The following is a 25,295-nucleotide window of genomic DNA, read 5'->3' as shown; positions in this document are numbered from 1 at the left end:
ATACCTACAAGATTTCGAACAGTCTCTATCTATCTGCTTAAAGGAAAATATTGGATTCCCTAAAACTCATTTCTGTCAGGAGAAAAGGCATACACCGAAACACAGAAAAGAGGAAACGCTGAATGTTTAGCGCTTCCTCTTTTTTATGTAATATTTAAAATTCTCGTGGCAGTTCCTGGTCAACCTATGCCAGCTGTTTCATTTCGAAGTGCCTATAAATTCAGGATTGCAGCCAGCTGTTTAAAAATTCCTGCTGATCGCCTTCGAAATAGCCTTCAAAAAAGTCGCGGAACTGTTGTTTTGTCACTCGACGGAATTGGAACTCTTCGTAATAAGCCGCTAAAAACTCCAATGCAGCCTCATTTCCGCCTTGTTGATCGAAAAAGCCCTTCAGCAACAAAGGCACTTCCCCGTAGATAGTGGCATAATAAGCCGCTGTATCGAATTCGTCGAGTGCCAAATCTGCATACGGTTTCGGCGTAGTGGAGGCTTTATATGCTTGTGCGGTTTGAAAACCGCCGTCTTCGTCACCATAATAATCGCTGAGGAACAGGCCGGTGCTGAATTCGGTCAGACTTTCATCTAGCCAAGCATTTTCGTAAGGGTCATTACTGACCAAATAATAAAACCATTGATGCGCAATCTCGTGCACGAGAATTGAATCAAGCAAAGCTTTATCCATTGGGACTTCGACGATATTTGGATATTCCATATAGCCGTCATTTGCGATCAAATCCAGTTCAGCAAACGGATAATCGCCAATATTTTGTTCAAAAAAAGCAAATGCTTCAACAGACAGTTCAGCCGTTTCTTCCAAGATCGCGGACTCCGCCGGCACAAACACTCGAAGCTCTGTCTCCCCTGACTTGCGCTCTGCCACTTGCCAATCGGCTGGATTCAAAAACGCCGCGTAGAAATCTTTGATGGCCGCTCCGGTTAAGGTTCCCGATGAACTAGCTTGTGCGGGCCCGTCCGGAGCAGAAGTGGCAATCAAGTACTCGTCAGGCAGCCGGTAAGTGATTGCATAATCACCATAGCCCGTTTCATAAGATTCCCCTTTGGGATCATAATCATTGACTCGCCAACCAGCGTCATATTCAGCAAGCATCGGATACCAATGAGCCAGATAAACATTGTTATCGGAGCGAGTTAAACGCAAGCCGTCTTCAGGTATAGTAAGGCTATATTCAACCAAGACCGTCTGTTGTTTACCTGGAAGTAAATCTGACTCAAGTTCAATGAATAATACACCATTATTCAATTCATAGTCCATCTGATCCCCAGCCGAACTAACTGAATTCACTTCAGCAACATTTGACTCGCTATTCATTTCATTAACCACAAAGAAGAACGCAATGTCCGACCAACTTTCCTGTGAGTCATTGTTAACCATGACATCTGCAGAGATCCGGAAAGTTCCCGCTTCTGTCATTTTAAGATCAATGGCGTAATTTGCACTTTTGCTCAGGATGCCATTATTCAACTTTTCATCAATCGGTTCGTTTGAATATATATGAATAATATAATAAGTCAAAGTTAGAATGAATGCGGATGCGAAAAGCGAAACTAGAGTCTTTTTCAAAGGTGAACCTCCCTTATTCAAAAAAACTATTAATCTACTCTTTTTCAAGAATTATCGAGAGTGTTGACTATGAATAATTTTTATTCATAAAATTCAGCGCGATTGCGGATGGCTTTCCCTATCAAAAATTCTCTATTGCTTGTAATTTGTTTGGCTGAATTGATCATAGCCTGTGCGAGCACTTCAGTGGGAAGTGGCTGTTGCGAGCGAAGCAGCCCTGCCTTATTCACTAATTGAATAATCTTCAGTCCCAATACTTCCAATGTGCGGTCACTGCCTTTCCGCTTTAAGATGGGCGGCTTAAGGATGCTTAATTTGGGAAACCCTAGTTCTTTGACCGCTTCCTCTAATTGACCTTTCATCTTTGAATAAAAGCTACGAGCTTTTGGATTAGCGAACTCAGCTGACACCAATACAAAACGTTCAACCCCGTTTTCTTTTGCCGCTTTAGCAAACTCATATTGGTAGCCGTAATCGACTTTCCACTGCGCCTCTTTGCTTCCTGCTGCTTTGATCGTGGTGCCTAAAGAGGAAAAAAGAACATCGCCTGTCACCAAGTTTCGCCATTCTTCCGGCTGGTCAAAATCGATGACTCGAACCGTTAATTTGTCGTGTTGTATATCCAAAGGACGCCTTGCGAAGACGTCGACTTTTTCAAATGAATCGTCTTTCATCAATTGCTCGACGAGGTCTTTTCCCGTTGCTCCTGTTGCGCCAATTACTAATGCGTGCATAATCGTTCTCCTTTTAGAATGATGGATTTTTTATAGTTCGTTCCTTACCTGCTATTCATGTTCTTTAATTCGCTCAGCCACGGGCACCCTTCTTGTTTACCACACCGAAAGCCTAGTACGCGAATCGTTTTGTTCATTTATATATGCCAAATTGCGAAAACCAAAGCTGCGTCCGTTCTCATAGAGCGCAAGGAGCATCGTTTGATCTTTGCAATAGATTGTCGTATAGATCGTATCAGCAATTAGCAGGACCAACTGGCAGTCGCTTGCGGCGAACTCTTCGTAGGTCTGAGGATGTGAAGTGACAGCTCCTTGAAAAGCGCGAAGTTCCGCAAAAATCACATAAACCTTTTCTGTTTCGATTGCTTCCTTTAACTTGAAACCTTCCAGGATCGTTCCATTTTGCGGGAACAACTCCCCATTCGCTCTGTCATTGCTGGCTGTGTAGGTTTCTATGTTATCTATGTGCCAATTAAAGGATTGAACGTTTACTGGCTGAAGAATGTCTTTCAAAAAACTTCCATAATCGTTTGGCAATTCAAAACTGATTCCTCTAAACATATTCTCATCTCCTTAAGCGGCTTCGAAACAACTAGTACTTATTCTATAAAAAAAGCGCCAACCCTTTAATGGCGGCACTTTTTCTTCCTCCTATTAACATCTGACAAATTTGCGTTTGAATCCAAGGCGCCCTTTTTCCAAGCCTTGCTGGATGCTGTCGTAGGCATAGAGTTGAGTGGGTTTCTTGTTTTCCCGTTTGAGCTCAACTTTGCCGACAGCTTTGGCGGTTTCGGCCGCTTTTTCGCTCAAGGGTTTGTAAGAAATACCAACGGTGTAGAGAAAATTATTCATCGAGGCTTTCGTCCGTTCGGGTGCTTGATGAATCTCATGCTTTACTTTGTCCAGCATAGCCGATATTTTGTCTTTCTGGAATTCACTGTCCTTCCGGTTTCCAAGCAGCCAGCAATAGCAGCTCCAGCCAGCGGACATGCGCAACTCTTCACCGCTTTCGATCCATTTATCAGCGACTTGCTGGGCGATGTCGGATTCTGACAAAGTGACCGCCACAACATAATCCGACAGCATATAGAAATAAGCCCCGTCCATCCAGCGGTCGAAATCGGATTCCGTCATCGCTTTCGGGTCGGCGATAATGCCGGCAAAGTACATAGCGTCGTAATTGCCCGTCGCATACAACTCTTCTGCCAGCGGCTGATCGATTTTAATTTGCTTGGCCATTGGTTTCATCGCACCTGTTGCAACGCCAAATACCGGTTCTTTTGCTCCACTCGATACATACATTTTTTTGGTGCGTTCTTTGCCCAAAGCTTGCAGTTCCTCCATGACTGTTTGAAAATCCATGTTCCGCACATCCTTTCGGCTATTGTGACACAATTCACAAGCGCTTCCTTAAATGCTTTATTCGAAACCAATCGAAAAGCGCTTATTGACTCAATTTCCTGCTATTTTCACTATTTTGCGATCTTTTTTCACCCAATCGAACTCATCGAAATCATGGGCAATTTCACTGTCTTCGTGGACTTTACGCATGTTTTTCAGTAACTCTTTTTCATGCTCGGGCATAAAACGGGCACTCACGTGATTGACGATAAGCTTTTGCGCCTGCGCGCGACTTGCAACGGTCGCTGCATCCAAAATCGTCGAATGGCCGTAATCCTTGGCCAATTTCTCCGTCTCCCCGTCGAACGTTGCTTCGTGGACGACCAGGTCGGCATCTTGTGCTAAGTGCTCCGATTTTGAGCAATACTGGGTATCTCCAAGGATCGTGACTGTAAAGCCGGGCTCTGCTGGTTCGGTCACATCGCTGGACTTTACGTTTCTGCCGTCCTCTAGTTCGACAGTTTCCCCGGCCTTTAACTTGGCCAGCAGTGGGCCTTTCGGGACGCCGAGTTGTTTCGCCTTGTTCATATCAAGCTTCGGCAATAGCGGTTTTTGCTTGATGCGATAACCGTAAGTCGGAATGACGTGTTCCAACAGACCGGCTTCGACCGTCATTGTTTTGTCTTCAAAAATGACGCCTTCAGTTACTTCATGAAAGCGGATGGGATAAGTCAAATGCGTCCGACTCAAGCGCAAGGTCATTTCGACGTATTCCTTCAGCTCTTTCGGTCCATACAAGTCAAGAGGCTCATCGCCTCCTTGGAACGAACGCGAGCCCAATAGCCCCGGCAAGCCGAATATATGGTCGCCATGCATATGTGTAATAAAGATTTTCTCGATTTTTCGTGGTTTAATGGTCGTCTCAAGAATCTGGTGCTGGACCGCTTCACCGCAGTCAAACAACCAAATAGCCCCGCGCTCTTCGTGTAATTTCAAAGCCAGTGCCGAGGTATTGCGTTGTTTCGACGGCATGCCCGCCCCTGTTCCTAAAAATAATACTTGCATTAGCGTTTCTTCCTCTCATGGTCACTCAGAAAATCTTTGCTTAAGCTGGTTTGTGCATCATGCTTCGATTGTTGATACGGCATTCCCCTAGAGACAGAGCCTTTGCCGAAACGGCTTTCGAGTTTGGCGACCAAGTCCAGAATTGGTTCATCTTTCGCGTGTTCTTCAAAATTGAAGAGTGATAATTGCTCGGTCATGTCGCCCTTGTCGACGACGTTTGAGACAGTCACTCCGACGAGCCGCAGCGGTTCGCCGTTCCAATGCGTTTCGAACAATTGCCACGCCTGCAGCATGATGTCTTGCTCTTTCCATAAGGTATTGTTCAAAGTAACGCTGCGGGTGCGGTTTTTCCAGTCCGAACTGCGCGTCTGGATGCTGACGGTCGGCCCCGCCAAGTTTTTCGCATGGAGCCTTGCTGCGACTTTCGTGCTGAGCGTCCGAAATATTTTCTGCAAGCTTTCGAGATCGGTCTCATCAAACGGCAAAGTCGTCGAGGTGCCGACACTTTTTCGGTCATAAATCGAATCCGGATCAACTTCGCGGCTGTCTTCTCCTCTGGCACGCGCCTGCAGCCGCACGCCGTTTTTTCCCATTTTCTCTTTGATCAAGCCTTCCGGCGCATTTGCCAAATCGCCAATTGTGAATAGTTTTAGGCTATTGAGTTTTTTCGCAGTGCTTTCCCCGATGCCGTGCATTTCAATGACTTCTCTCGGCCATAGGATGCGCTGGATATCGCGTTTCCGGAGGATGGTGATGCCGAGCGGTTTTTTCATATCGGACGCTGTTTTGGCGAGGAATTTATTCGGCGCGATGCCAATGGAGCATGGCAAGTCGAGTTCCTTTAGAATACGCTGCTGCAGCTCTTCGGCAATTTTCACGGGATGTTTATCCGTCGATAATTCAGTCACATCGACATACGCCTCATCGATCGACACCGGTTCGACCGCATCGGTATATGTCCGCAGGATCTCGAACATTTGACGTGATGCTTCCCGGTAGCGGTCGAAATTCGGCGGCATCAGCAAGAGTTCTGGGTATTTCTTTTTCGCCTCGTGTACTTGCATGGTCGTGTAGATGCCGTGTGCTCGCGCCTCGTAGGAGCAGGTGACGATGATGCCTTTGCGCTCTTTTGGGTTTCCGGCAATCGCCAGTGCTTTCCCCTTCAGCGTTGGATTGTGCGCCTGCTCGACGGATGCATAAAAGCTATTCATATCAATGTGGAAGATCACGCGCCACGCCATAACAATCGCTTCGCTTTCCTTTTTCTTTCAGTGTATCAAAAAAAAGGCGAACAGGCATCCTGTTCAGCTTTTTCGGTTTTGCTGGATTTGCGTCATTAGTGGCACTTGGGAGTGTGATGTGGCGGTCATTGTATATTTCATCTTTAAGTAGCCGCCTCCCGCTTTGGGCTAGCCTCTCACAATGAGCCGAGAAGGACGCTCGTCTCATTGCTTCGGCTCGCCCTTGTGCGCGGTTCGGCTGTTAAATTCATTGGGACATGGTTGCGAAGAGGTGTCTGCTTTGATTGCATGCATCCACTGGGAGATGACGCTTAGTTGAGCGTGTGAGTGGGATATACCGGTCGTTGTATGTTTCATCTTTAAGTAGCCGCCTTCCGCTTTGGGCTGGCCTCTTGCAATGAGCCGAGAAGAACATTCGTCTCATGGCTTCGGCTCGCCCATGTGCGCGGTTCGGCTTATAGATTTCATTAAGTATTATATGCGACGAAGCGTCTCTGTTAGATGGGATCATCCACTGGTGGATATTGCTTAGTTAGACTTGTGAGGGTGAGGTGCCGGCTATTGTTTGTTTTATCTTCAAGTAGCCGCCTCCCGCTTTGGGCTGGCCTCCTGCCATGAGCCGAAAAGAACGTTCGTCTCATGGCTTCGGCTCGCCCGTGGGCGCGGTGCGGCTGTTAGATTTCATTGGATATTGCGTACGACGACGTATCACCATTGATTAACTTCATCCGCTGGTGGGGACGCTTAGCTAGACTTGATGGTTATGAAGTTGCCATGGCTATTCAATTTGAACTTACAAAGCTGAACAAAACTATTCAAATTAATTCCATTGCTAGATGCATTTGATTTACTTTCTAAAACTAGAGATGAAGCGGAAAGGGGCCGACGCCTGAGGGACCGAGCGGGCTGGCGTGCCCCTTGCAGCGCAATCTCCAGAACATTTCTATACACAAACAACTGCCCCCAAAAACCATATTGAATGATCTTCGAGGGCAGTTGTTATGGTTTGATTAACGGGTGGCTGCTTCTTTGACGATTTCGACTAGTAGCTCAGTTAATTTCTCAAGCTCTAGCACCGGCATGCGTTCGTTTGTTGTGTGGATTTCTTCATAGCCGACACATAGATTGACCGTCGGGACGCCATGGCCGTTGATGATATTGGCATCGCTGCCGCCACCGCTTGTCAGCACGGGCGACGGGCGTCCGATGCGCTCAGCTGCAGTTTTTGCGATGTCGACGACTGGATCCATTTCGTCAAAACGGAAGCCTGGATACATAAGCTGGACGTCTGTTTCTGCACGCCCGCCCATTTCCTTGGCAACTTCTTCGAACACGGATTCCATATGGGCCGTCTGGTCTGCTAGTTTGTCTTCGCTGATGGAACGGGCTTCTGATAAGATGTGGACTTCATCGCAAACGATATTGGTCGCTTTGCCACCTTCGAAGCGGCCGATATTGGCAGTCGTCTCTTCGTCGATGCGGCCAAGCTTCATGCGCGCTATCGCTTTTGAAGCGATGGTGATGGCAGAGACGCCTTTTTCTGGTGCCACGCCGGCATGGGCTGTCTTGCCGTAAATGGTGGTCCATAGTTTTGCTTGGTTCGGAGCGGACGTTACAATGCCGCCGACCTCTCCGTCGCTGTCGACCGCATAGCCGAACTTCGCTTTTAAGAGAGATGCGTCAAATTCTTTCGCTCCGACCAAACCACTTTCTTCGCCGGCAGTGATCAAGAATTGGATATCTCCATGCTCGACGTTTTCTTCTGACAAGTGGCGCGCAAGTTCAAGTAGCGCTGCAACCCCCGCTTTGTCATCAGCGCCTAGTATGGTTGTGCCATCTGAATAAACATAGCCGTCGCGGACTTCCGGCTTGATGCCTTTGCCGGGAACGACCGTATCCATATGAACCGTGAAGTAAATCGGCGGTGCATCTTTTTTCGTGCCTTCAAGTGTCGCTACTAGATTTCCAGCCCCGTGCCCTGTACGTCGTTTGGAATCATCTTCGACGACACTGAAGCCTAACGCTTCCAGTTTATTCGTCAATACTTCCGCAATAGCGGCTTCTTCTTTTGTTTCGGAGTCGATTTGCACAAGCTCCAAAAATTCTTCTAATAAGCGATCGGTTTTCATTCAAAAAACTCCTCTTCTAATGCATTTATTCCAATTCCCATTATAGCCTTAGCACCTGTCGACTTCATGTAAAACGCATCAATCTCTTCCCTTTATATAGGAAGAGATTGATCAAGAAATCTTTTATAGTGGCATATTGCCATGTTTTTTCTTCGGCCGTTCGTCTTTCTTATTGCGCATCATCTCAAGCGCCTGAATCAATTTAATGCGTGTTTCACGCGGGTCGATGACATCATCGACCATGCCGCGCGAAGCCGCGACGTACGGGTTCGCGAATTTTTCGCGGTATTCTTCAATTTTCGCTGCACGTGTCGCTTCAGGATCGTCGCTTGCAGCGATTTCGCGTGCGAAAATGATATTTGCTGCACCGTTCGGGCCCATGACGGCGATTTCGGCATTTGGCCAAGAGAACACCAGATCCGCACCGATCGATTTCGAGTTAAGAGCCACGTAAGCGCCACCGTATGCTTTTCGCAAGATGACGGTCATTTTCGGAACGGTTGCTTCCGAATAAGCATATAAGATTTTCGCTCCGTGGCGAATAATCCCGCCGTGCTCTTGCTTGATGCCTGGGAAGAACCCAGTGACATCTTCAAAGGTAATCAGCGGAATGTTGAAGCTGTCGCAGAAGCGGATGAAACGCGCCGCTTTATCGGAAGAATCGATATCGAGCCCACCAGCCATTACTTTCGGCTGGTTGCACACAAGCCCGACCGTTTCCCCTTTGATGCGGGCAAGGCCGATCACGATATTACGCGCAAATTCCGGTTGTACTTCCATAAAGCTGTCCTTATCGACAACTTGTTCCACGACTTTTCGGACGTCGTATGGGCGGATTGCTTCGTAAGGGACAACATCCGCTAAATCCGGACGGTAATCGTCTTCATTATCTACCTCGAGGCGCGGTGGCATTTCTTGGTTGTTCTGCGGCAGGTAGCTGACCAATTGACGCACCATTTCCAAAACTTCTTGTTCTGATCCAGAACGGAAATGGGCGTTTCCGCTGATGGCGGTATGTACACGTGATCCTCCGAGATCCTCAGAGGAGATTTTTTCCCCAGTCACTGTTTCGATGACTTTCGGGCCGGTGATGAACATCTGGCTCGTTTTGTCGACCATGAAGACAAAATCCGTAATGGCCGGCGAATAGACCGCACCGCCTGCAGAAGGTCCCATAATGACTGAGATTTGCGGAATTACACCCGAATAGATAGAGTTGCGGTAGAAAATATGGCCATAGCCATCAAGTGATAATACGCCTTCTTGGATACGGGCACCGCCGGAATCGTTCAAGCCGATGAATGGCGCACCATTTTTTGCCGCCATGTCCATAACATTGGCGATTTTTTTGGCGTGCATTTCACCCAAAGCACCGCCAAAAACGGTGAAATCCTGTGAAAACAAGTAAATCGGGCGTCCGTTCACTTTGCCATAGCCGGTCACGACACCTTCCCCTGGTCCTTTGCCCATGCCAAAGTCCGTCGTGCGATGTTCAACAAACGGGCTCAGTTCCACAAAGCTGCCTTCATCGACTAATAAATCAATACGCTCGCGTGCCGTCAGTTTGCCTTTTTCATGTTGCTTATCGATGCGGGCTTCGCCGCCCCCTAGTTCGATTTCTCTTTTTCTGTCATATAGCTCATTGATGCGTTCATAAATGTCCATGTCCCCACTCCTCCATCACTTCTTTTCACAAAGTTCGTACAAGACGCCATTAGACGATTTCGGGTGTAAAAAGGCGACCATTGCCCCTCCCGCTCCCGGTTTCGGTTCGTCACTTAATAATTTGACACCGTTTTCACGAAGTTCCGCCATGCGTTCTTCAATGCCGTCGACACCGAAGGCAATGTGGTGGATGCCTTCGCCTTTTTTCTCGATGAATTTATGGATCGGGCTGTCTTCGCTCATTGGTTCTAGCAATTCCAATTTAATATTGCCGGCATCGATAAATGCCACTTTCACTTTCTGCCCTTCCACTTCTTCGATTTTCATCAACGGACACCCCAGTGTCTCTGTGTAATAAGGCAGGACCTGCTCTAAATCTTTGACTGCGATTCCGATATGATCGACTTTCTTCATCCTTATTCACTTCCTTTTTTGGCTTCCTCTTCATTGTACCCATTCAAGCTCAAAAACTCTAGTTGTTATGGAATATTAAGAAAATGGCGTGACTGGCAGTTTAAAATCCGGCCCAGATGTGGTATGATTCTCTCAAAGTACAGGAATAAAGGAGCTATGCTATCCATGAGAAACCAAGCTTTCCGTAAAGTCATTGTCTACGCAATGGTCGGATTGATGCTGCTGTCGAGCCTGATGATGGGCTTAAGCTTCGTCATTTAATATGAATTTGCGAAAGGTCATCCACAACGCTTGCTGTGCGCGTTTGGATGCCCTTTTTTCATTCGTCTATAAAGAAAAACCAGCCCAGAGAGTATCGCTCTCCGGGCTGGTTTTGTTCACGCAGTGCTTGGGTTGAGCCCTTTTTTATTATGGAAGCCTTTATAGCTCTGCTTAATCTCGAGATAAGTCTCCATTTCCTGGATGATTGCATTCAAGTCTGCCATTGCCAGAAACTTTTCATGCGTATCCGGTAATGGCATCGCAGCGAAATTCGCCTTTAACCGCTCCAGTTTGCTGATATACTGATCGGCGGTGTTACCGGAATGCACATGTTCCGATAAATCCTCTAAAAAGTCAGCGACGAGCTCTGTCTGCCCTACAATCACCGGCAGAGCTGTGATTTTCGGCAAGATGCGTTCGATGATTTGAAGCTGCTGCTCTCGCATATCGAAATAATGGTAATACTTATTTTCGTGACGCAACAAATGGTTCTCGACGTCCTGATAGGCGAGCGCCTTAGCTTTGTCGATGAGTTTTTCCGATTCCATCAATTCCTTGCCGGTCCAACCAGATTCGCCGTGGCGGAGGAAAATGGTCGTTTCCCGGAAAATCGTCGAGTATAGCCTTTCGACATCTTCTCTATAACGATCAAGTTTTTTCTCGATGCTCGGCATGTACATGTTAACGATCAAAGCGGTCCCGAAACCGATCAGCATCAACAGCACTTCATTAAGAAATAAATCCATGGTCAAATTTTTCGCATCATATAGATGCATCAAAATAACTGCACTGGATATAAAACCATCCGAAAAGCCGAGGCTCACGAGCACTGGTATGAACAGCAAGATCATGATTCCAAGCACGATAGGATTGTAGCTGCCCAGTTCAAAAAACACCAAGGCAAATCCGACGGCGATCATGCTCGCCACAAAACGGGAAAACGCCGCACGAACCGATTTCTTTTTCGTCGGCTGGATGCACAGCATCGTCAAGATACCGGCTGATACATAGTATTCAAGGCCGATCATCTGCGCCAAATAGATGGCGATAGCGGTTCCTAATGCAGTTTTCATGGTCCGGTAGCCAATACGGTATGGTTTCAGTTTCATAGGCCTCTCTCCTCAACATGCAAAAATGCCCCCGACAACGGGGGCATTTTTTCTTACATTTCTTCGCAATGCTCTTCGAAAATGGATTGGATATGTGTAATGACCGACATCGGATCGTGCCCTTCGATTTCGTGGCGGCCGATTTCATCCACTAATTTTCCATCCTTCAGGAAAGCAAATGATGGGGATGAAGGCAAATGATCATCGCCGAACAAATCACGCGCTTGTGCTGTGGCTTCTTGATCTTGTCCAGCAAACACTGTAAACAAGTGATCCGGACGTTTGTCGTAATGGACCGAGTGAAGAGCTGCTGGTCGTGCAATCCCGCCTGCACAGCCACAAACCGAGTTGATCATCACAAGGCTTGTGCCAGGTTTAGCGAATGCTGCTTGCACATCTTCAGCTGTTTCAAGCTGTGTATAGCCACCGTTTGTTAGTTCTTGGCGGGCTTGTGTAACAATATCATTCATTAGAAAGTTAAAATCCATGCTCATCTGTACCACTCCTTCATTATTGCTGTTCTTATCATATCAGGACGGCGGCACAGTTGCAAAAAAGCTTACTTGAACAGTTCAGTGACCGCTTGGGACACCGTCAATTGGTCTCCTAGGATGCGCTGTTCCATGTCTTTCACCTGCTGTTTACGCTCGGGGTCGCCGTAAAATTGGCCAAGTAATTCATCGGTGATCATCGAATGGAACCAGTCACGCGTCTGCTCCTGTCGCCTCGTCTCCCAGTAGCCACTTTCTTTGACTGATCGTTCGAAGTCCTCGACCATTTCCCAAATCTCTTTCATGCCAGTACCTTCAATGGAAGAAACTGCCAATGGGCGCGTCGTCCAGCCTTCAGTTGCCGGTTGGAGGAAATGAAGCATCTGTTGATATTCTCTCACGGTTTTTTTCGCAAGCGACAAATTGTCCTGGTCGGCTTTGTGGACGATCATGGCATCCGCCAATTCCAAAATGCCTTTTTTCATGCCTTGCAATTCATCTCCTGCTCCGGTCAAGACGAGCAGCAAGAATATATCGACCATGCCGCGAACAAGCGTCTCACTTTGCCCAACACCAACCGTTTCGACTAAGATAATATCGTATCCTGCCGCTTCGCATAATAGCATCGTTTCGCGGGTTTTTCTATGGACGCCGCCAAGTGTGCCAGCCGTTGGCGATGGACGGATGAACGCTTGCGGGTTTCTTGCGAGTTCTTCCATCCGTGTTTTGTCGCCAAGTATGCTGCCACCGGTACGCGTAGAACTTGGGTCGATTGCAAGTACCGCCACACGATGGCCAAGTTCTGTCAGCATCGTCCCGAAGGTTTCAATGAATGTGCTCTTGCCAGCTCCCGGAACGCCAGTAATGCCGATGCGAATGCTATTGCCTGTCTTCGGGAGCAGTTCATTCAATAATTCCTGGCCGCGTTTTTTATGCTCCGGGTTGGTGCTTTCTAGCAAGGTGATTGCTTTTCCCAAATGCAAGCGCGATCCGCTTTCGACACCGCTTGCAAGTTCTTCCAAATTAAAATGGCTCGTACTGGGCTTCTTGAACTTCTTCCGTGGCAAAGCCTTCATGCCATCGTGCTTATCCGAAACACCCGACATGACCTGTCTGGATTGCTTCTCGCGGTCCATCAGTCTGCCTCTTCCTCGTACCCGAGGCGCGCATAGATTTCTTCGATGACTTTTTGGGCAGCAACTGGAATAACGGTTCCGGGGCCAAAGATGGCGCTTGCTCCGTTATTGCGCAGGAATTCATAATCCTGCGCCGGGATAACACCGCCAACGACGATTAAAATGTCCTCACGTCCGACTTTTTTCAACTCTGCCGCAAGATCCGGGACGAGCGTCATATGACCCGCTGCAAGCGAACTGACGCCGATAACATGGACATCGTTTTCCGCTGCTTGCTGGGCCGTCTCTGCCGGTGTTTGGAACAACGGGCCGATGTCGACATCAAAGCCAAGGTCAGCAAACGCAGTCGAAATGACTTTCGCGCCGCGATCGTGCCCGTCCTGGCCCATCTTGGCGATCAAGATGCGCGGACGGCGGCCCTCGTTGTCGATGAATTCTTCAGTCATTTGTTTGACGATCTGCATTTCTTCTTGGTTGGAGAAGTTTGAACTGTATACACCGCTCACGGAACGAATCACCGCCTTATGTCTGCCAGAAGCCTTTTCGATGGCATCCGAAATCTCACCAAGTGATGCCCGGTGGCGTGCTGCTTCAATCGCACAGGCCAGAATATTGTCTTCTCCGCTTTCTGCCGCTTTGGTCAGCTCCAGAAGTGCTTTTTCTACTTTTTCCTGATCACGCGTTTCGCGCATCCGATCCAGTCGCTCGATCTGCTTTTTGCGAACCATTGTGTTATCGATGTTCAAAATATCGATTGGGTCTTCCTCATCCAATCGGTAACGGTTGACGCCGATGATTGTTTCTTCATTCGAATCGATTTGCGCTTGCTTTTTCGCAGCCGCTTCTTCGATGCGCATTTTCGGCAAGCCCGTTTCAATGGCTTTTGCCATGCCCCCGAGTTCTTCGACTTCTTCAATCAATGTCCACGCTTTTTCCATCAATTCTTCTGTCAGTTTTTCGACATAATACGAACCGCCCCATGGATCGATTGTGTTGTTCATCAAGGTCTCTTCTTGAAGGAATAATTGCGTATTGCGGGCAATACGTGCAGAGAAATCAGTGGGCAGGGCAATGGCTTCATCCAAGGCATTCGTATGCAAAGATTGGGTATGGCCCATTGCTGCTGCGTTCGCTTCTAGCAACGTACGCGTTACGTTATTAAACGGATCCTGTTCGGTCAAGCTCCAGCCCGAAGTTTGGGAATGCGTGCGGAGCGCTAAGGATTTAGCATTTTGCGGATCGAAGCTCTTCATCATTTTCGCCCAGATTTCACGCCCTGCACGCATTTTAGCCACTTCCATGAAATAGTTCATGCCGATGCCCCAGAAAAATGACAGACGCGGTGCAAACTGGTCGATGCCGATGCCTGCTTTTAGCCCTGTGCGCACGTATTCCAGTCCATCTGCCAGCGTATAGGCAAGTTCGATATCTGCTGTGGCGCCCGCTTCTTGGATATGGTAGCCCGAAATGGAAATCGAGTTGAACTTTGGCATATGAGAGGATGTGTATTTAAAGATATCTGCGATAATTTGCATCGACATGGCCGGAGGATAAATATACGTATTCCGGACCATATATTCTTTCAAAATATCATTTTGAATCGTGCCTGCGAGTTGCTCTGGCGATACGCCTTGCTCTTCTGCAGCGACAATGAAAAATGCCATGATCGGCACGACAGCCCCGTTCATCGTCATCGACACTGACATTTGATCGAGCGGAATGCCGTCAAAGAGAATTTTCATGTCTTCTACGCTATCGATGGCTACGCCCGCTTTTCCGACATCGCCGACAACACGAGGATGATCGGAATCATAACCGCGGTGCGTGGCAAGGTCAAAAGCAACAGACAAGCCCTTTTGCCCCATGGCTAAGTTCCGGCGATAGAATGCGTTACTTTCTTCAGCAGTCGAAAAACCGGCATACTGACGCACGGTCCATGGCCGAGATGCGTACATCGTCGGGTATGGACCACGAACGTTTGGCGCAAACCCTGGATAGCTTGTTTGTTGCTTGCTCAAGTCTTTTGAAGAATAAAACGGTTTCACCGCAATGCCTTCGTTGGTCATAAAAGCGCTGTCATTTCGTTCGCCCAGTTTAGCCGTATCGAGTTTCGTGACATCAATTTTTGTAAAATCGGGTGTCGTCATTTACAGCGCCTCCTTTCCAAGTGATAGAATAGCTTCCAATTTGTCGATTAACGGTTTGCCAGCATATAAAGTGTCGCTGATCCCGTTCGTTTGCCAAGTTTTCAATGTTTCGGCGTCGATTCTTCCCGCAACATCGATGGTCGCTTTTGAATCAATCTCGGGAATAAGTTTTTCTACCGTCTCTCGGCTGCCGCATAACACAGCGTAGTCAAGCGCTTCAGAACGGATAAAGCGATTTACTTCATCAGCTGAAGAAAGATACGGGCTTAGTTCAGGCTCTATTCCTGCGACGGATAGGAAACCTTGGACGAAATCTACCTGCGGTTTTACGGATTTTAACGGCTCTAACAGGATAACCGCTGATTTGATCGTCGTTTCTCGGCTTTTCGCTCGCAATGTCTCGAATGGCGTCGCCAAACGTTTGGCTGTCATGTATTCCAAATGCGCCGTATCGATTTTCGCGTCTTTTACCGGTTCCTGAGGATTGGCGTATATATTTGTGCCGATTAACGAAGTTTTTCGATTGGCCACTTGCTGTTCACGATCGAGCCATTTCGCTTGAATGTCATCTGTCAGCCAGCCGGTCCGCTTCACTTCGGAATAGCCCCCTGCTTGTTGGATTTCCAGGAAATATTGCCAAGCAGCATCTACGTATTCACGCGTCAGGCTTTCAATATAATAGGAGCCCGCTGCCACATCCGTGACATGTGAAACATGGGATTCTTCTTTAATGACTAATTGCACATTACGTGCGATGCGCCGGCTTGAGCCAGTCGGAACGGTCAGGAAATCATGTGGGTGTACTGTGTGTCCATCCGTTCCAGCAAGGACGGCGGAAAAAGTGGCATTGCCGGCCCGCAGCAAGTTGACGTAAGGATCCAGTTTGGAATATGAGCGTACCGAGGTTTCCGTAAATACAGGAATGCGTGGCGCTTGCTTTCCATAAGCAGAACAGAACGCTTGCCATAGTACGCGAAACGCTCGTATTTTTGAAATTTCTTGAAAAAAGTGTGTGTCGACTGCAAAACGCACCCAAAAGTTCTTGGCCGCTGATTCGAAATCCTGCTGTTCTACCGCTTCAGCCATCATGCTAAGTGCCACGCCCAGTTCATGAATGATTGTGCCCCCGGCATTATGCGTTGGCAATGTATCAATCAAGCCGGTTCGGACATTCTCAGGTGCCTGAATTGGCTCTTCCGTGAAAATGACACCTTGCACGCTTGCTTGCTGTTCACCTGTCAGGCGATTGAATACGCCCAAAATAGGATCTTCGTCTTCTGTTACTTTGAAATAAATCGGATAGCGGATAATCAACTCTGCAAGCTGATCCAGTTGTGCTTCAGTCCAGTCGAATGGTTTTGCCCCGGAATAGACGACCGCTTCATTGCCTCTCGACAAATCATCTGCTGTGACAGACAAAAACTCTTTAGCATCATGTGCTGTAATTTCCTGAGCCACAATCCACGAGTCGCCGTATTTTCCGCTTTGAACAGCAGCCGCTTGTGCCTCGACATCGGATACGGAGCGCTCGAGCATGTCTTTCGTATAGAGGGGTTCGAGAGTGATGTCTTCAATCGTGCGCGTTCTCATCACCTTTTCAAAATCTTTCCCTTTCAATGCAGCATCTGCTGCTTGTTTCCATTCCTCGTATGTACGCTCAGGAAACTGAATGTTTTTCATCGATTCAATCGTCAAACTATTCCCTCCTCAAAGCTTTCTGTCTTCATTTTACCTGACTGCCTAAGTTACTGAAAGAAAAAAAAGCTTGAAGTCCGAAGACTCCAAACTTTTTATCAATACACGGATGTATTGTCTTTGTTCATTTTTTCAAGAATCTCTTTGACGCGTGCCAAGAATTGACCGCAAACAAGTCCGTCCAGGACACGGTGATCGAGCGACAAGCACAAATTGACCATATCGCGTGCAGCGATCATGCCACCATCCATGATGACCGGGCGTTTAACAATCGATTCTACTTGGATAATCGCAGCCTGTGGGTGGTTGATAATGCCCATTGACTGAATCGAACCAAATGAACCGGTGTTGTTGACGGTAAACGTGCCGCCCTGCATATCCGCTGATTTCAATTTGCCAGTACGCGCTTTTTGCGCCAACTCATTGATTTCACGGCCGATGCCTTTTGCCGATTTCTCATCAGCATTCTTGATAACCGGAACGAACAATGCGTTATCAGACGCGACAGCGATCGAGATGTTGATGTCTTTCTTCTGGATGATCTTGTCGCCGGCCCACATCGAATTCATCATCGGGAATTCTTTCAAAGCTTGTGAGATGGCTTTCACGAAGAATGCAAAATACGTGATGTTGAAGCCTTCTTTTTTCTTAAAGTCGCCTTTGATGGAATCGCGGAATTGCGCAAGGTCCGTTACGTCAACTTCAATCATCATCCACGCATGCGGCGCTTCGTGTTTGCTCTTGAGCATATTCGCAGCAATCGCTTTACGCACGCCCGTAACAGGAATTTCGATATCGCCTGGTGCCGATTCGATTGATTGTTCTATAGCAGCTGGCGCTTTTGGTGTTTCTTGCGGTGCAGCTTGTTGTGCCGGTTCCGCTGCTTGTGCAGTTTGAGGCGCTTGTGTCGTCTCGCTGCCAGCTTGCGGGATATTGCCGCTATCGATCAATGTCATCAGGTCTTTGCGAGTAATGCGCCCTTCGTTTCCAGATCCCTCGACTTGGTTCAAGTCGATATCGTGATCTTGCGCAAGGCGCAGGACCGCTGGTGAATAACGTGCTTTGCCGCCTTGAGGCTTGGCAGGTTTTGCCGAACCTTTGTGGCCTTCAAGATTTTTTGTCGGCGCCGCTCCAGCAGCTGGTATTTCGTTGGCTTTTTCGCCTTCAGCAGGTTTCGCCTCTTCTACAGGGGCTGAATCTCCACCTTCAGTTTCAATGGTACAGACCACTTCACCTACTTCTAAAGTATCGCCTTCTGAAGCGATCAATTCTTTGATCGTTCCTGTAAATGATGAAGGAACTTCTGCTGTTACTTTATCGGTATTGACTTCTGCCAATGGGTCGTACTTATTGACATGGTCACCTGGCTGGACGAGCCATTTTTCAATCGTGCCTTCTGTTACACTTTCGCCAAGTTGGGGCATCGTGATTTTTTCAATAGCCAAAGGGATTCCTCCTTTTCAATCTGCAATGCGTGTTCCGTTATAGAGTTTGCTGGACGGGCAAAAAGCGCCAGTGCTGGCGTTACCTCCAGCGCTTGTCGGGGCTAGATGGGCAACTCCGCTTTTCTTCTTAAAATTCCGCGAGTTCTCTCATGGCTTTTTCTACTTTGTCTGGGTTGATCATGAAGAATTTCTCCATGGTCGGTGCGTAAGGCATGGCCGGGATGTCCGGTCCTGCGAGGCGCTTGATCGGCGCGTCGAGGTCGAATAGGCAGTTTTCAGCGATGATCGCTGCCACTTCTCCGATGATGCTTCCTTCTTTATTGTCTTCTGTGACTAAAAGAACTTTCCCGGTCTTTTTCGCTGCTTCGATGATGCCTTCTTTGTCCAATGGATAGATCGTGCGAAGATCTAAAATATGGACAGAGTAACCGTCTTCTGCCAAGCGTTCTGCTGCTTGCAAGGCGAAGTGGACTGCTAGGCCGTATGTGATGACAGTGATGTCTTCTCCTTCGCGTTTAACGTCAGCTTTACCGATTTCGATTGTGTAATCGTCTTCCGGTACTTCGCCTTTAATTAGGCGATAAGCGCGCTTGTGCTCGAAGAACATAACAGGATCTTCATCGCGGATCGCTGCTTTTAACAGGCCTTTTGCGTCATACGGTGTGGATGGGATGACGATTTTAAGTCCCGGCTGGTTGGCGAATACCGCTTCAACTGATTGTGAATGGTACAAAGCGCCGTGGACACCGCCGCCAAATGGCGCGCGGAAGACGATCGGGCATGACCAGTCATTGTTCGAGCGATAACGGATGCGGGAAGCTTCCGAGATGATTTGGTTAACGGCTGGCATGATGAAATCCGCGAATTGGAACTCGGCAACTGGACGCAAGCCATACATAGCCGCTCCGATTCCGACTCCAGCAATGGCTGATTCCGCAAGTGGCGTATCGACTACGCGGTCTTCGCCGAATTCATCGTAAAGACCTTGTGTCGCTTTGAAGACGCCGCCTTTTTTCCCGACATCTTCCCCGAGTACGAAAACGTTTTCGTCACGTGCCATTTCTTCTTTCATGGCGAGCGTGATGGCATCGATATAACTCATAACTGCCATTATTCGTTTCCTCCTTCTTCAGCATAGACATGCTCCATTGCACTTTCTGCTGGTGCATATGGTGCATTTTCTGCATAATCCGTTGCTTCATTGACCAACACCATAATGCGGTCATTGATTTCTTTTTCAAGATCATCGTTCATGATGCCGTTTTCTTTCAAATAAGCACCGAACAATAGGATTGGGTCTTTTTCTTTTTGTGCCGCAAGTTCGTCAGCTGAACGGTATTGACGGTGATCATCATCAGACGAGTGGGCCGTCATGCGCTCTGACACCGTTTCAATCAAGCTTGGGCCTTCGCCGTTGCGTGCGCGGTCCGCTGCTTCTTTTACGTGTTTATAAACTTCAATTGGGTCGTTTCCATCAATCGTTACGCCTGGCATGCCGTAGCTTGCCGCACGGTCCGAAACGTTTTTGCTCGCTACTTGGCGTTCAAAAGGAACGGAAATGGCATAACGGTTGTTTTCGACCATCGTGATGACCGGCAATTTATGGACACCCGCAAAGTTCAAGCCTTCGTGGAAATCACCTTGGTTAGAAGAACCTTCTCCAAGTGTATTGAATGTAATGAAATCTTTTTTCTTCATTTTACCGGCAAGCGCTACACCTACTGCGTGTGGCAACTGCGTTGTTACCGGTGAAGAACCTGTCAGGATACGGTTTTTCTTCTGCCCAAAATGTCCAGGCATCTGGCGGCCGCCCGAGTTCGGGTCTTCTGCTTTGGCGAATGCTGACAGCATCAAATCTTTCGGTGTCATGCCGAAATGGATGACAACGCCTAAGTCGCGGTAATAGGGCGCAACGTAGTCTTTCGTGTTGTCAAGCGCATAAGCCGCTCCGACTTGTGCAGCCTCCTGGCCTTGGCAAGAGATAACGAATGGAATTTTACCTGCACGGTTTAAGAGCCACATGCGTTCATCAACGCGGCGTGCCGTCAACATCGTTTCGTAAATGTTCAGGACATCTTCATTTGTCAAACCTACTTCTTCGTGTTTCGTAGCCATTGAATTTCCTCCTTTAACTATGGATCGCTTTGCCGTCTACGGCCAGAGCTGCTTCGCCCATGACCTCTGATAGCGTCGGGTGCGGGTGAATGGTATCTGCAATTTCCCAAGGGGTTGCATCAAGAACCATTGCAAGGCCGGCTTCTGAAATCATGTCTGTTACGTGTGGACCGATCATATGGACGCCGAGAATATCATTGGTGTTTTTATCGGCGATGATTTTCACAAAACCGTCTGATTCACCGTAGACCAGCGCTTTGCCAATCGCTTTAAAGGAGAATTTTCCGATTTTCAGTTCGTAACCTTGCTCTTTTGCCTGGTCTTCCGTGATGCCGACACTTGCAGCCTCTGGATTCGAGTAAATGCAGCGTGATACAAGATCGTAGTTGATGGCATGTGGCTCATTGCCTTTAATATGCTCAATCGCGGTAATGCCTTCATGGGAGGCCACGTGCGCAAGTTGCATGCCGCCGATGACGTCGCCGATTGCATAGATATGGGATTCTTTTGTCTGGAAGGTCTTTTTCACTTGGATAAAGCCTTTTTCAACTAAGATATCGGTGTTTTCGATGCCGATATTTTCCACGTTTGCTTGGCGACCGACAGATACTAGCATTTTTTCAGCCGTAAAGGTTTCGTTGCTGCCATTGATTTCAGCTTGGATGGATACTTGGCCTTCGCCTTTTTCCACTGTTTCCGACAATACTTTCGCGCTTGTCGCAAACTTCACGCCTTTTTTCTTCAATAATTTCAGCATTTCTTTGGAAATGTCTTTGTCTTCAGTCGGAATGATGCGGTCTGCGTATTCGAGCACCGTCACTTCAACACCGAAATCGTTGAGCATCGATGCCCATTCGATTCCGATGACGCCGCCGCCGACAATCAAAATGGATTTCGGCAGTTCAGTCATCGCAAGCGCCTCTTCCGAACTCATAACAATTTCTCCGTCGATATCAAGTCCAGGCAATGTGCGTGGGCGAGATCCAGTAGCAATGATGACATTGTTCGGGATGAGCATTTCGTTTTCTTCACCATTGTTCATCTCCACAGAAATCGTGCCTGGGTTTGGCGAGAAAATCGAAGGCCCAAGAATACGGCCAATGCCTTCATACACATCAATTTTGCCTTTTTTCATCAAGCCTTGTACACCGGCATGAAGCTGATCAACGATTCCCTGTTTGCGCTGTTGGACACGCGAGAAATCGAGCGATACCTCTCCAGTATTGACGCCAAAATCAGCAGCGTGATTTTTGGTCGTTGCGTATACTTCTGCACTGCGAAGCAATGCTTTACTTGGGATACAGCCTTGGTGCAGGCATGTACCACCCAGCTTGCCTTTTTCGACAATCGCAGTTTTAAGTCCGAGCTGCGCTGAGCGGATTGCCGCTACATAACCGCCCGTACCGCCGCCTAGAATGACGACATCATAATTTTGAGCCATTGGGTATTCCTCCTTTGGAATGATTAACCGTTTGGATAAATTCGAGCTTGTTCTTCGCCGTCAAGCACACGGCTTGCGCCTTCTGCAAGTGCTTGCAATTCGTTCTCACCGGGATGGACTACAACATCGCCAATCCAAGAAATACGGTCCGATATCGATTTGACGAATTCTTTTCCATACGCCAAGCCACCAGTTAAAATGATGGCATCAACTTGCCCTTTTAACACCGCGCTTGCAGAGCCGATTTCGCGCGCGACTTGATAAGCCATCGCCTCGTAAACCAGTTCGGCTTCTTTATCGCCTTTTTGGATACGTTTTTCGACCGTCACGGCATCATTTGTGCCTAGATAGCCAACTAAACCACCTTGCCCGACTAACTTTTTCATGATTTCGTGTCGGTAATATTGGCCAGAAAAGCACAGTTCGACCAAATCTCCGGCCGGTACTGTTCCTGCACGCTCTGGGCTGAATGGGCCGTCGCCGTGCAAACCGTTGTTGACTTCAACCACTTTGCCGCCCTCATGGACACCGACCGTAATGCCGCCGCCCATATGCGTTACAATAAGGCGCAAATCTTTATAAGCGCGTCCTGTTTCTTTCGCGTAGCGTTTGGCTACTGCCTTTTGGTTCAAGGCATGAAAAATCGATTTGCGTTCGATCAATGAAAAGCCGGAAACACGCGCGATGGACGATAATTCATCGACCACGACAGGATCGACGATAAATGCCGGAATGTTGAGTCCTTCAGCAATTTCGTGGGCGATGATGCCCCCTAAATTGGAAGCGTGCTGGCCTGAATAGCCTTCACGCAAATCTTCTAACATTGCTTCGTTGACAGCGTAAGTTCCGCCTTCAATCGGGCGAAGCAGTCCGCCTCTTCCGCATACAGCAGAGAGGTTCGAGACGTTCATGCCCTCTTCATCTAAAGCTTCCAGTATATTTTGTTTTCGAAATTGAAACTGGTCAATAATGGCAGGGAAATCCGCCAACTCTTCAGTTGAGTGGCGGATTGTTTTTTCAAGGATCTGGACATCGTTGTCAAAAACGCCGATCTTTGTTGATGTGGAGCCGGGGTTAATGACCAGGATTCGATTCAGCTGTTTTTGCACACCGATTCCTCCATTCTTCCTTCTGTTTTAGCGTCTGCTTAAAATATCGTGGCCATGGCCGCTGCGCAAAAACTGACTTCTGGAATTACGGACGCGTTCGATGCGCTCTTCAGCCATACGCTCTGCTGCGATATAGCTCGGAATTCCGTCGCGTTTCGCGATTTCGAAGATGCGTGTAATGCTGTCGTAGATTGTTTCAACGCGTTTCATCGCGCGCTCGTTGTTGTAGCCGTAAAGCTCATCCGCAACGTTGATAACGCCGCCTGAGTTGATGACGAAGTCTGGTGCATAAACGATGCCGCGTGCTTCGAGCTCATCGCCGTGACGTTCTTCTTTTAATTGGTTATTCGCAGATCCTGCGACTACTTTTACTTTCAATTGAGGAATCGTGTCATCGTTGATGATCGCGCCCATTGCACACGGTGCGAAGATGTCCGCATCTTGTGAGTAAATTTCGTTCGGCTCAACAGCTGTTGCACCAAAGGCTTCGACAGCACGTTGAACAGCTTCTTTGTTAATGTCCGTTACGATCAACTTCGCGCCTTCTTTGTGCAAGTATTCGCATAGCGGGTAAGCAACGTTACCGACGCCTTGCACAGCTACCGTTTTGCCTTCAAGCGAATCGTCGCCATAAGCTTCCATTGCGGCTGCTTTCATGCCGATATATGCGCCGTAAGCTGTAACAGGTGACGGGTTGCCTGAAGAACCAAATGCAGGAGAGATGCCTGTCACAAAGTCTGTTTCTTCATGGATCATGTCCATGTCAGCAACAGTCGTTCCAACATCTTCAGCTGTGATGTAACGCCCGTTCAAACCTTGGATGAAACGGCCGAAAGCACGGAACATTTCTTCGTTTTTGTCTTTTAATGGATCACCAATAATAACGGTTTTCCCGCCACCGAGGTTCAAGCCGGCTGCAGCATTTTTGTAAGTCATGCCACGTCCTAGGCGAATTGCATCTTCAATTGCTTCTTCTTCACTTTCGTAGTTCCACATGCGCGTGCCGCCAAGAGCTGGCCCAAGCGTTGTGTCGTGGATACAGATGATGGCTTTTAGGCCAGAGTTTTTGTCTTGGCAAAATACCAATTGCTCGTAGTCATGTTCTTCCATTTTTTTGAAAATTTCCATCGTAAATTCCTCCTAGTAGTGTTTGGATTAGATCCAGAGATCCGGTTTGGCAGCCTGCAACCGATTAATCAAATCAATTGAAACCGCTTTTATGAATTCGCTGAGCTTATAGCTAAAGCGAGAGAATATAATTTACTTTCTGCACTGTCGGCACGTGATGTCAACACAATCGGCGCTTTAGCACCAGCGATGATCCCGCCGACTTTGGCTTTGGAAAAATAGACTAATGATTTATAAAGGATATTGCCGGCTTCGATATTCGGTACCAGCAAAATATTTGCGTGTCCCGCTGTATCACCTTCAATGCGCTTATGCTTAGCCGCTTCAACAGAGATAGCGTTGTCTAAAGCGAGTGGCCCATCAACGATGCAATCCGTAATCTGTCCACGCTTGTTCATGGCGGTCAGTGCTGCTGCATCTAGCGTGGCTTGCATATTCGGATTGACGACTTCTACGGCTGCAAGAGCTGCCACAATCGGCAATTCCACACCAGTCGCCCGCGCCACTTGAACGGCATTACGGATGATCTGGGCTTTTTCTTGCAATGACGGTTCGATGTTCATGCCGGCATCGGTTACGAAAATCAGCCGGTCATAGCCCTCGACTTCAAATGCAGCGACATGTGATAACACTGAGCCAGTGCGAAGGCCGTATTCTGCGTTCAGCGCGGCTTTCATTAAGGTTGCCGTTGGGATATGCCCTTTCATCAAGACGCTAGCGTCATTCATGAAGACTGCTCGAACGGCTTCTTTTGCCGCTTGTTGAGGCCCGTTCACATGGTGGATCATGAGTTTCGGATGCCCTTTTAAATGGGGAAAATCAGCTGCGATCAATTGTTTAATAGTTGCTTCATCATCATAGAGATGAAAGCTTGCCAGGTTCTGGTCCAGCGCCAATGAAATGGCTTCCATAACCGCGTGGTCGGCAGCTGCTGCTACTGCAACAGCGTGCTCATCCTGCAAGTCGATTTCATCGACGATGTTCTGCAAAGTAGTCATATCTATCACCTCGTTCTTTTTAATTAAAACAGAAGAAAACTTGAGATAT

22 protein-coding genes are annotated in these 25,295 nt (G+C 47.9%); 1 reads left to right on the top strand and 21 read right to left on the bottom strand.

Annotation, left to right across the window (positions count from 1 at the left end; genetic code table 11):
- Positions 1 to 220 precede the first annotated feature (220 nt).
- The 9 genes from BBI11_RS07860 to mce all read right to left on the bottom strand — a co-directional run bounded on the left by BBI11_RS07860 (position 221) and on the right by mce (position 10,171).
- Complete coding sequence (locus BBI11_RS07860) at positions 221 to 1,483, bottom strand: M1 family metallopeptidase (RefSeq protein WP_208597190.1); 1,263 nt, start codon at positions 1,481 to 1,483, stop codon at positions 221 to 223.
- 179 nt (positions 1,484 to 1,662) lie between these two features.
- Positions 1,663 to 2,316, bottom strand: a complete 654-nt coding sequence (locus BBI11_RS07855; RefSeq protein ID WP_068462121.1) for an NAD(P)H-binding protein — start codon at positions 2,314 to 2,316, stop codon at positions 1,663 to 1,665.
- Between the two features lie 96 nt (positions 2,317 to 2,412).
- A complete protein-coding gene (locus BBI11_RS07850; RefSeq protein ID WP_068462119.1) occupies positions 2,413 to 2,877 on the bottom strand; it encodes a DUF2691 family protein in 465 nt (154 codons plus the stop codon).
- A gap of 93 nt (positions 2,878 to 2,970) precedes the next feature.
- Complete coding sequence (locus tag BBI11_RS07845; protein ID WP_068462117.1) at positions 2,971 to 3,678, bottom strand: DNA alkylation repair protein; 708 nt, start codon at positions 3,676 to 3,678, stop codon at positions 2,971 to 2,973.
- A gap of 90 nt (positions 3,679 to 3,768) precedes the next feature.
- Positions 3,769 to 4,722, bottom strand: a complete 954-nt coding sequence (gene rnz, locus BBI11_RS07840; RefSeq protein WP_068462115.1) for a ribonuclease Z — start codon at positions 4,720 to 4,722, stop codon at positions 3,769 to 3,771.
- Positions 4,722 to 5,963 (bottom strand): DNA polymerase IV, encoded by a 1,242-nt coding sequence (locus BBI11_RS07835; RefSeq protein WP_068462114.1) that lies wholly within the window; start codon positions 5,961 to 5,963, stop codon positions 4,722 to 4,724. Before BBI11_RS07835 ends, rnz begins: the two co-directional genes overlap by 1 nt.
- A 1,010-nt stretch (positions 5,964 to 6,973) precedes the next feature.
- Positions 6,974 to 8,092: a M20/M25/M40 family metallo-hydrolase gene (locus tag BBI11_RS07830; RefSeq protein ID WP_068462112.1), complete on the bottom strand. Its 1,119-nt coding sequence runs from the start codon at positions 8,090 to 8,092 to the stop codon at positions 6,974 to 6,976.
- A gap of 123 nt (positions 8,093 to 8,215) precedes the next feature.
- A complete protein-coding gene (locus BBI11_RS07825; RefSeq protein WP_068462110.1) occupies positions 8,216 to 9,757 on the bottom strand; it encodes an acyl-CoA carboxylase subunit beta in 1,542 nt (513 codons plus the stop codon).
- 15 nt (positions 9,758 to 9,772) lie between these two features.
- The gene (gene mce / locus BBI11_RS07820; protein WP_068462108.1) at positions 9,773 to 10,171 is read right to left on the bottom strand and encodes a methylmalonyl-CoA epimerase; all 399 of its coding nucleotides are present in this window, start codon (positions 10,169 to 10,171) and stop codon (positions 9,773 to 9,775) included.
- Between the two features lie 165 nt (positions 10,172 to 10,336).
- Here mce and prli42 point away from each other — a divergent pair, with 165 nt between their 5' ends.
- The gene (gene prli42, locus BBI11_RS16345) at positions 10,337 to 10,432 is read left to right on the top strand and encodes a stressosome-associated protein Prli42 (protein ID WP_156889046.1); all 96 of its coding nucleotides are present in this window, start codon (positions 10,337 to 10,339) and stop codon (positions 10,430 to 10,432) included.
- Between the two features lie 116 nt (positions 10,433 to 10,548).
- Here prli42 and BBI11_RS07815 read toward each other — a convergent pair whose 3' ends face one another.
- From BBI11_RS07815 to yqiS, 12 genes are all read right to left on the bottom strand, one after another.
- Complete coding sequence (locus BBI11_RS07815; RefSeq protein WP_208597188.1) at positions 10,549 to 11,541, bottom strand: aromatic acid exporter family protein; 993 nt, start codon at positions 11,539 to 11,541, stop codon at positions 10,549 to 10,551.
- 53 nt (positions 11,542 to 11,594) lie between these two features.
- Positions 11,595 to 12,035, bottom strand: coding sequence for a BrxA/BrxB family bacilliredoxin (locus BBI11_RS07810; protein WP_068462107.1), 441 nt, complete (start codon positions 12,033 to 12,035; stop codon positions 11,595 to 11,597).
- Positions 12,036 to 12,100: 65 nt separating this feature from the next.
- Positions 12,101 to 13,168: a methylmalonyl Co-A mutase-associated GTPase MeaB gene (meaB, locus tag BBI11_RS07805; protein ID WP_068462104.1), complete on the bottom strand. Its 1,068-nt coding sequence runs from the start codon at positions 13,166 to 13,168 to the stop codon at positions 12,101 to 12,103.
- Positions 13,168 to 15,315: a methylmalonyl-CoA mutase gene (scpA, locus tag BBI11_RS07800; protein WP_068462103.1), complete on the bottom strand. Its 2,148-nt coding sequence runs from the start codon at positions 15,313 to 15,315 to the stop codon at positions 13,168 to 13,170. Before scpA ends, meaB begins: the two co-directional genes overlap by 1 nt.
- Positions 15,316 to 17,010, bottom strand: coding sequence for a methylmalonyl-CoA mutase family protein (locus tag BBI11_RS07795; RefSeq protein WP_083389032.1), 1,695 nt, complete (start codon positions 17,008 to 17,010; stop codon positions 15,316 to 15,318).
- A gap of 98 nt (positions 17,011 to 17,108) precedes the next feature.
- Complete coding sequence (locus tag BBI11_RS07790) at positions 17,109 to 18,455, bottom strand: dihydrolipoamide acetyltransferase family protein (protein ID WP_068462101.1); 1,347 nt, start codon at positions 18,453 to 18,455, stop codon at positions 17,109 to 17,111.
- A gap of 127 nt (positions 18,456 to 18,582) precedes the next feature.
- On the bottom strand, positions 18,583 to 19,566 hold the full coding sequence (locus BBI11_RS07785; RefSeq protein WP_068462099.1) for an alpha-ketoacid dehydrogenase subunit beta: 984 nt from the start codon (positions 19,564 to 19,566) through the stop codon (positions 18,583 to 18,585).
- Positions 19,566 to 20,570 carry a thiamine pyrophosphate-dependent dehydrogenase E1 component subunit alpha gene (locus BBI11_RS07780; RefSeq protein ID WP_068462097.1) on the bottom strand — a complete coding sequence of 335 codons (1,005 nt, stop codon included), beginning with the start codon at positions 20,568 to 20,570 and terminating at the stop codon, positions 19,566 to 19,568. The genes BBI11_RS07785 and BBI11_RS07780 overlap by 1 nt, the downstream gene beginning before the upstream one ends.
- Before the next feature lie 13 nt (positions 20,571 to 20,583).
- Positions 20,584 to 22,011: a dihydrolipoyl dehydrogenase gene (gene lpdA / locus BBI11_RS07775; RefSeq protein ID WP_068462095.1), complete on the bottom strand. Its 1,428-nt coding sequence runs from the start codon at positions 22,009 to 22,011 to the stop codon at positions 20,584 to 20,586.
- A 23-nt stretch (positions 22,012 to 22,034) separates the two neighbouring features.
- Entirely contained in the window at positions 22,035 to 23,120 is a 1,086-nt protein-coding gene (buk, locus tag BBI11_RS07770) for a butyrate kinase (protein WP_068462093.1), read from the bottom strand.
- A 27-nt stretch (positions 23,121 to 23,147) separates the two neighbouring features.
- The gene (locus BBI11_RS07765; protein ID WP_068462091.1) at positions 23,148 to 24,248 is read right to left on the bottom strand and encodes a Leu/Phe/Val dehydrogenase; all 1,101 of its coding nucleotides are present in this window, start codon (positions 24,246 to 24,248) and stop codon (positions 23,148 to 23,150) included.
- A gap of 89 nt (positions 24,249 to 24,337) precedes the next feature.
- A complete protein-coding gene (gene yqiS, locus BBI11_RS07760) occupies positions 24,338 to 25,255 on the bottom strand; it encodes a phosphate butyryltransferase (RefSeq protein ID WP_257785573.1) in 918 nt (305 codons plus the stop codon).
- Between the last annotated feature and the right edge of the window lie 40 nt (positions 25,256 to 25,295).

Origin of the sequence: Planococcus maritimus (genome assembly GCF_001687625.2) — a bacterium.
Lineage (GTDB): Bacteria > Bacillota > Bacilli > Bacillales_A > Planococcaceae > Planococcus > Planococcus maritimus.
The sequence above is the reverse complement of the archived record's forward strand: the minus strand, read 5'-3'. Positions and strand labels throughout refer to the sequence as shown.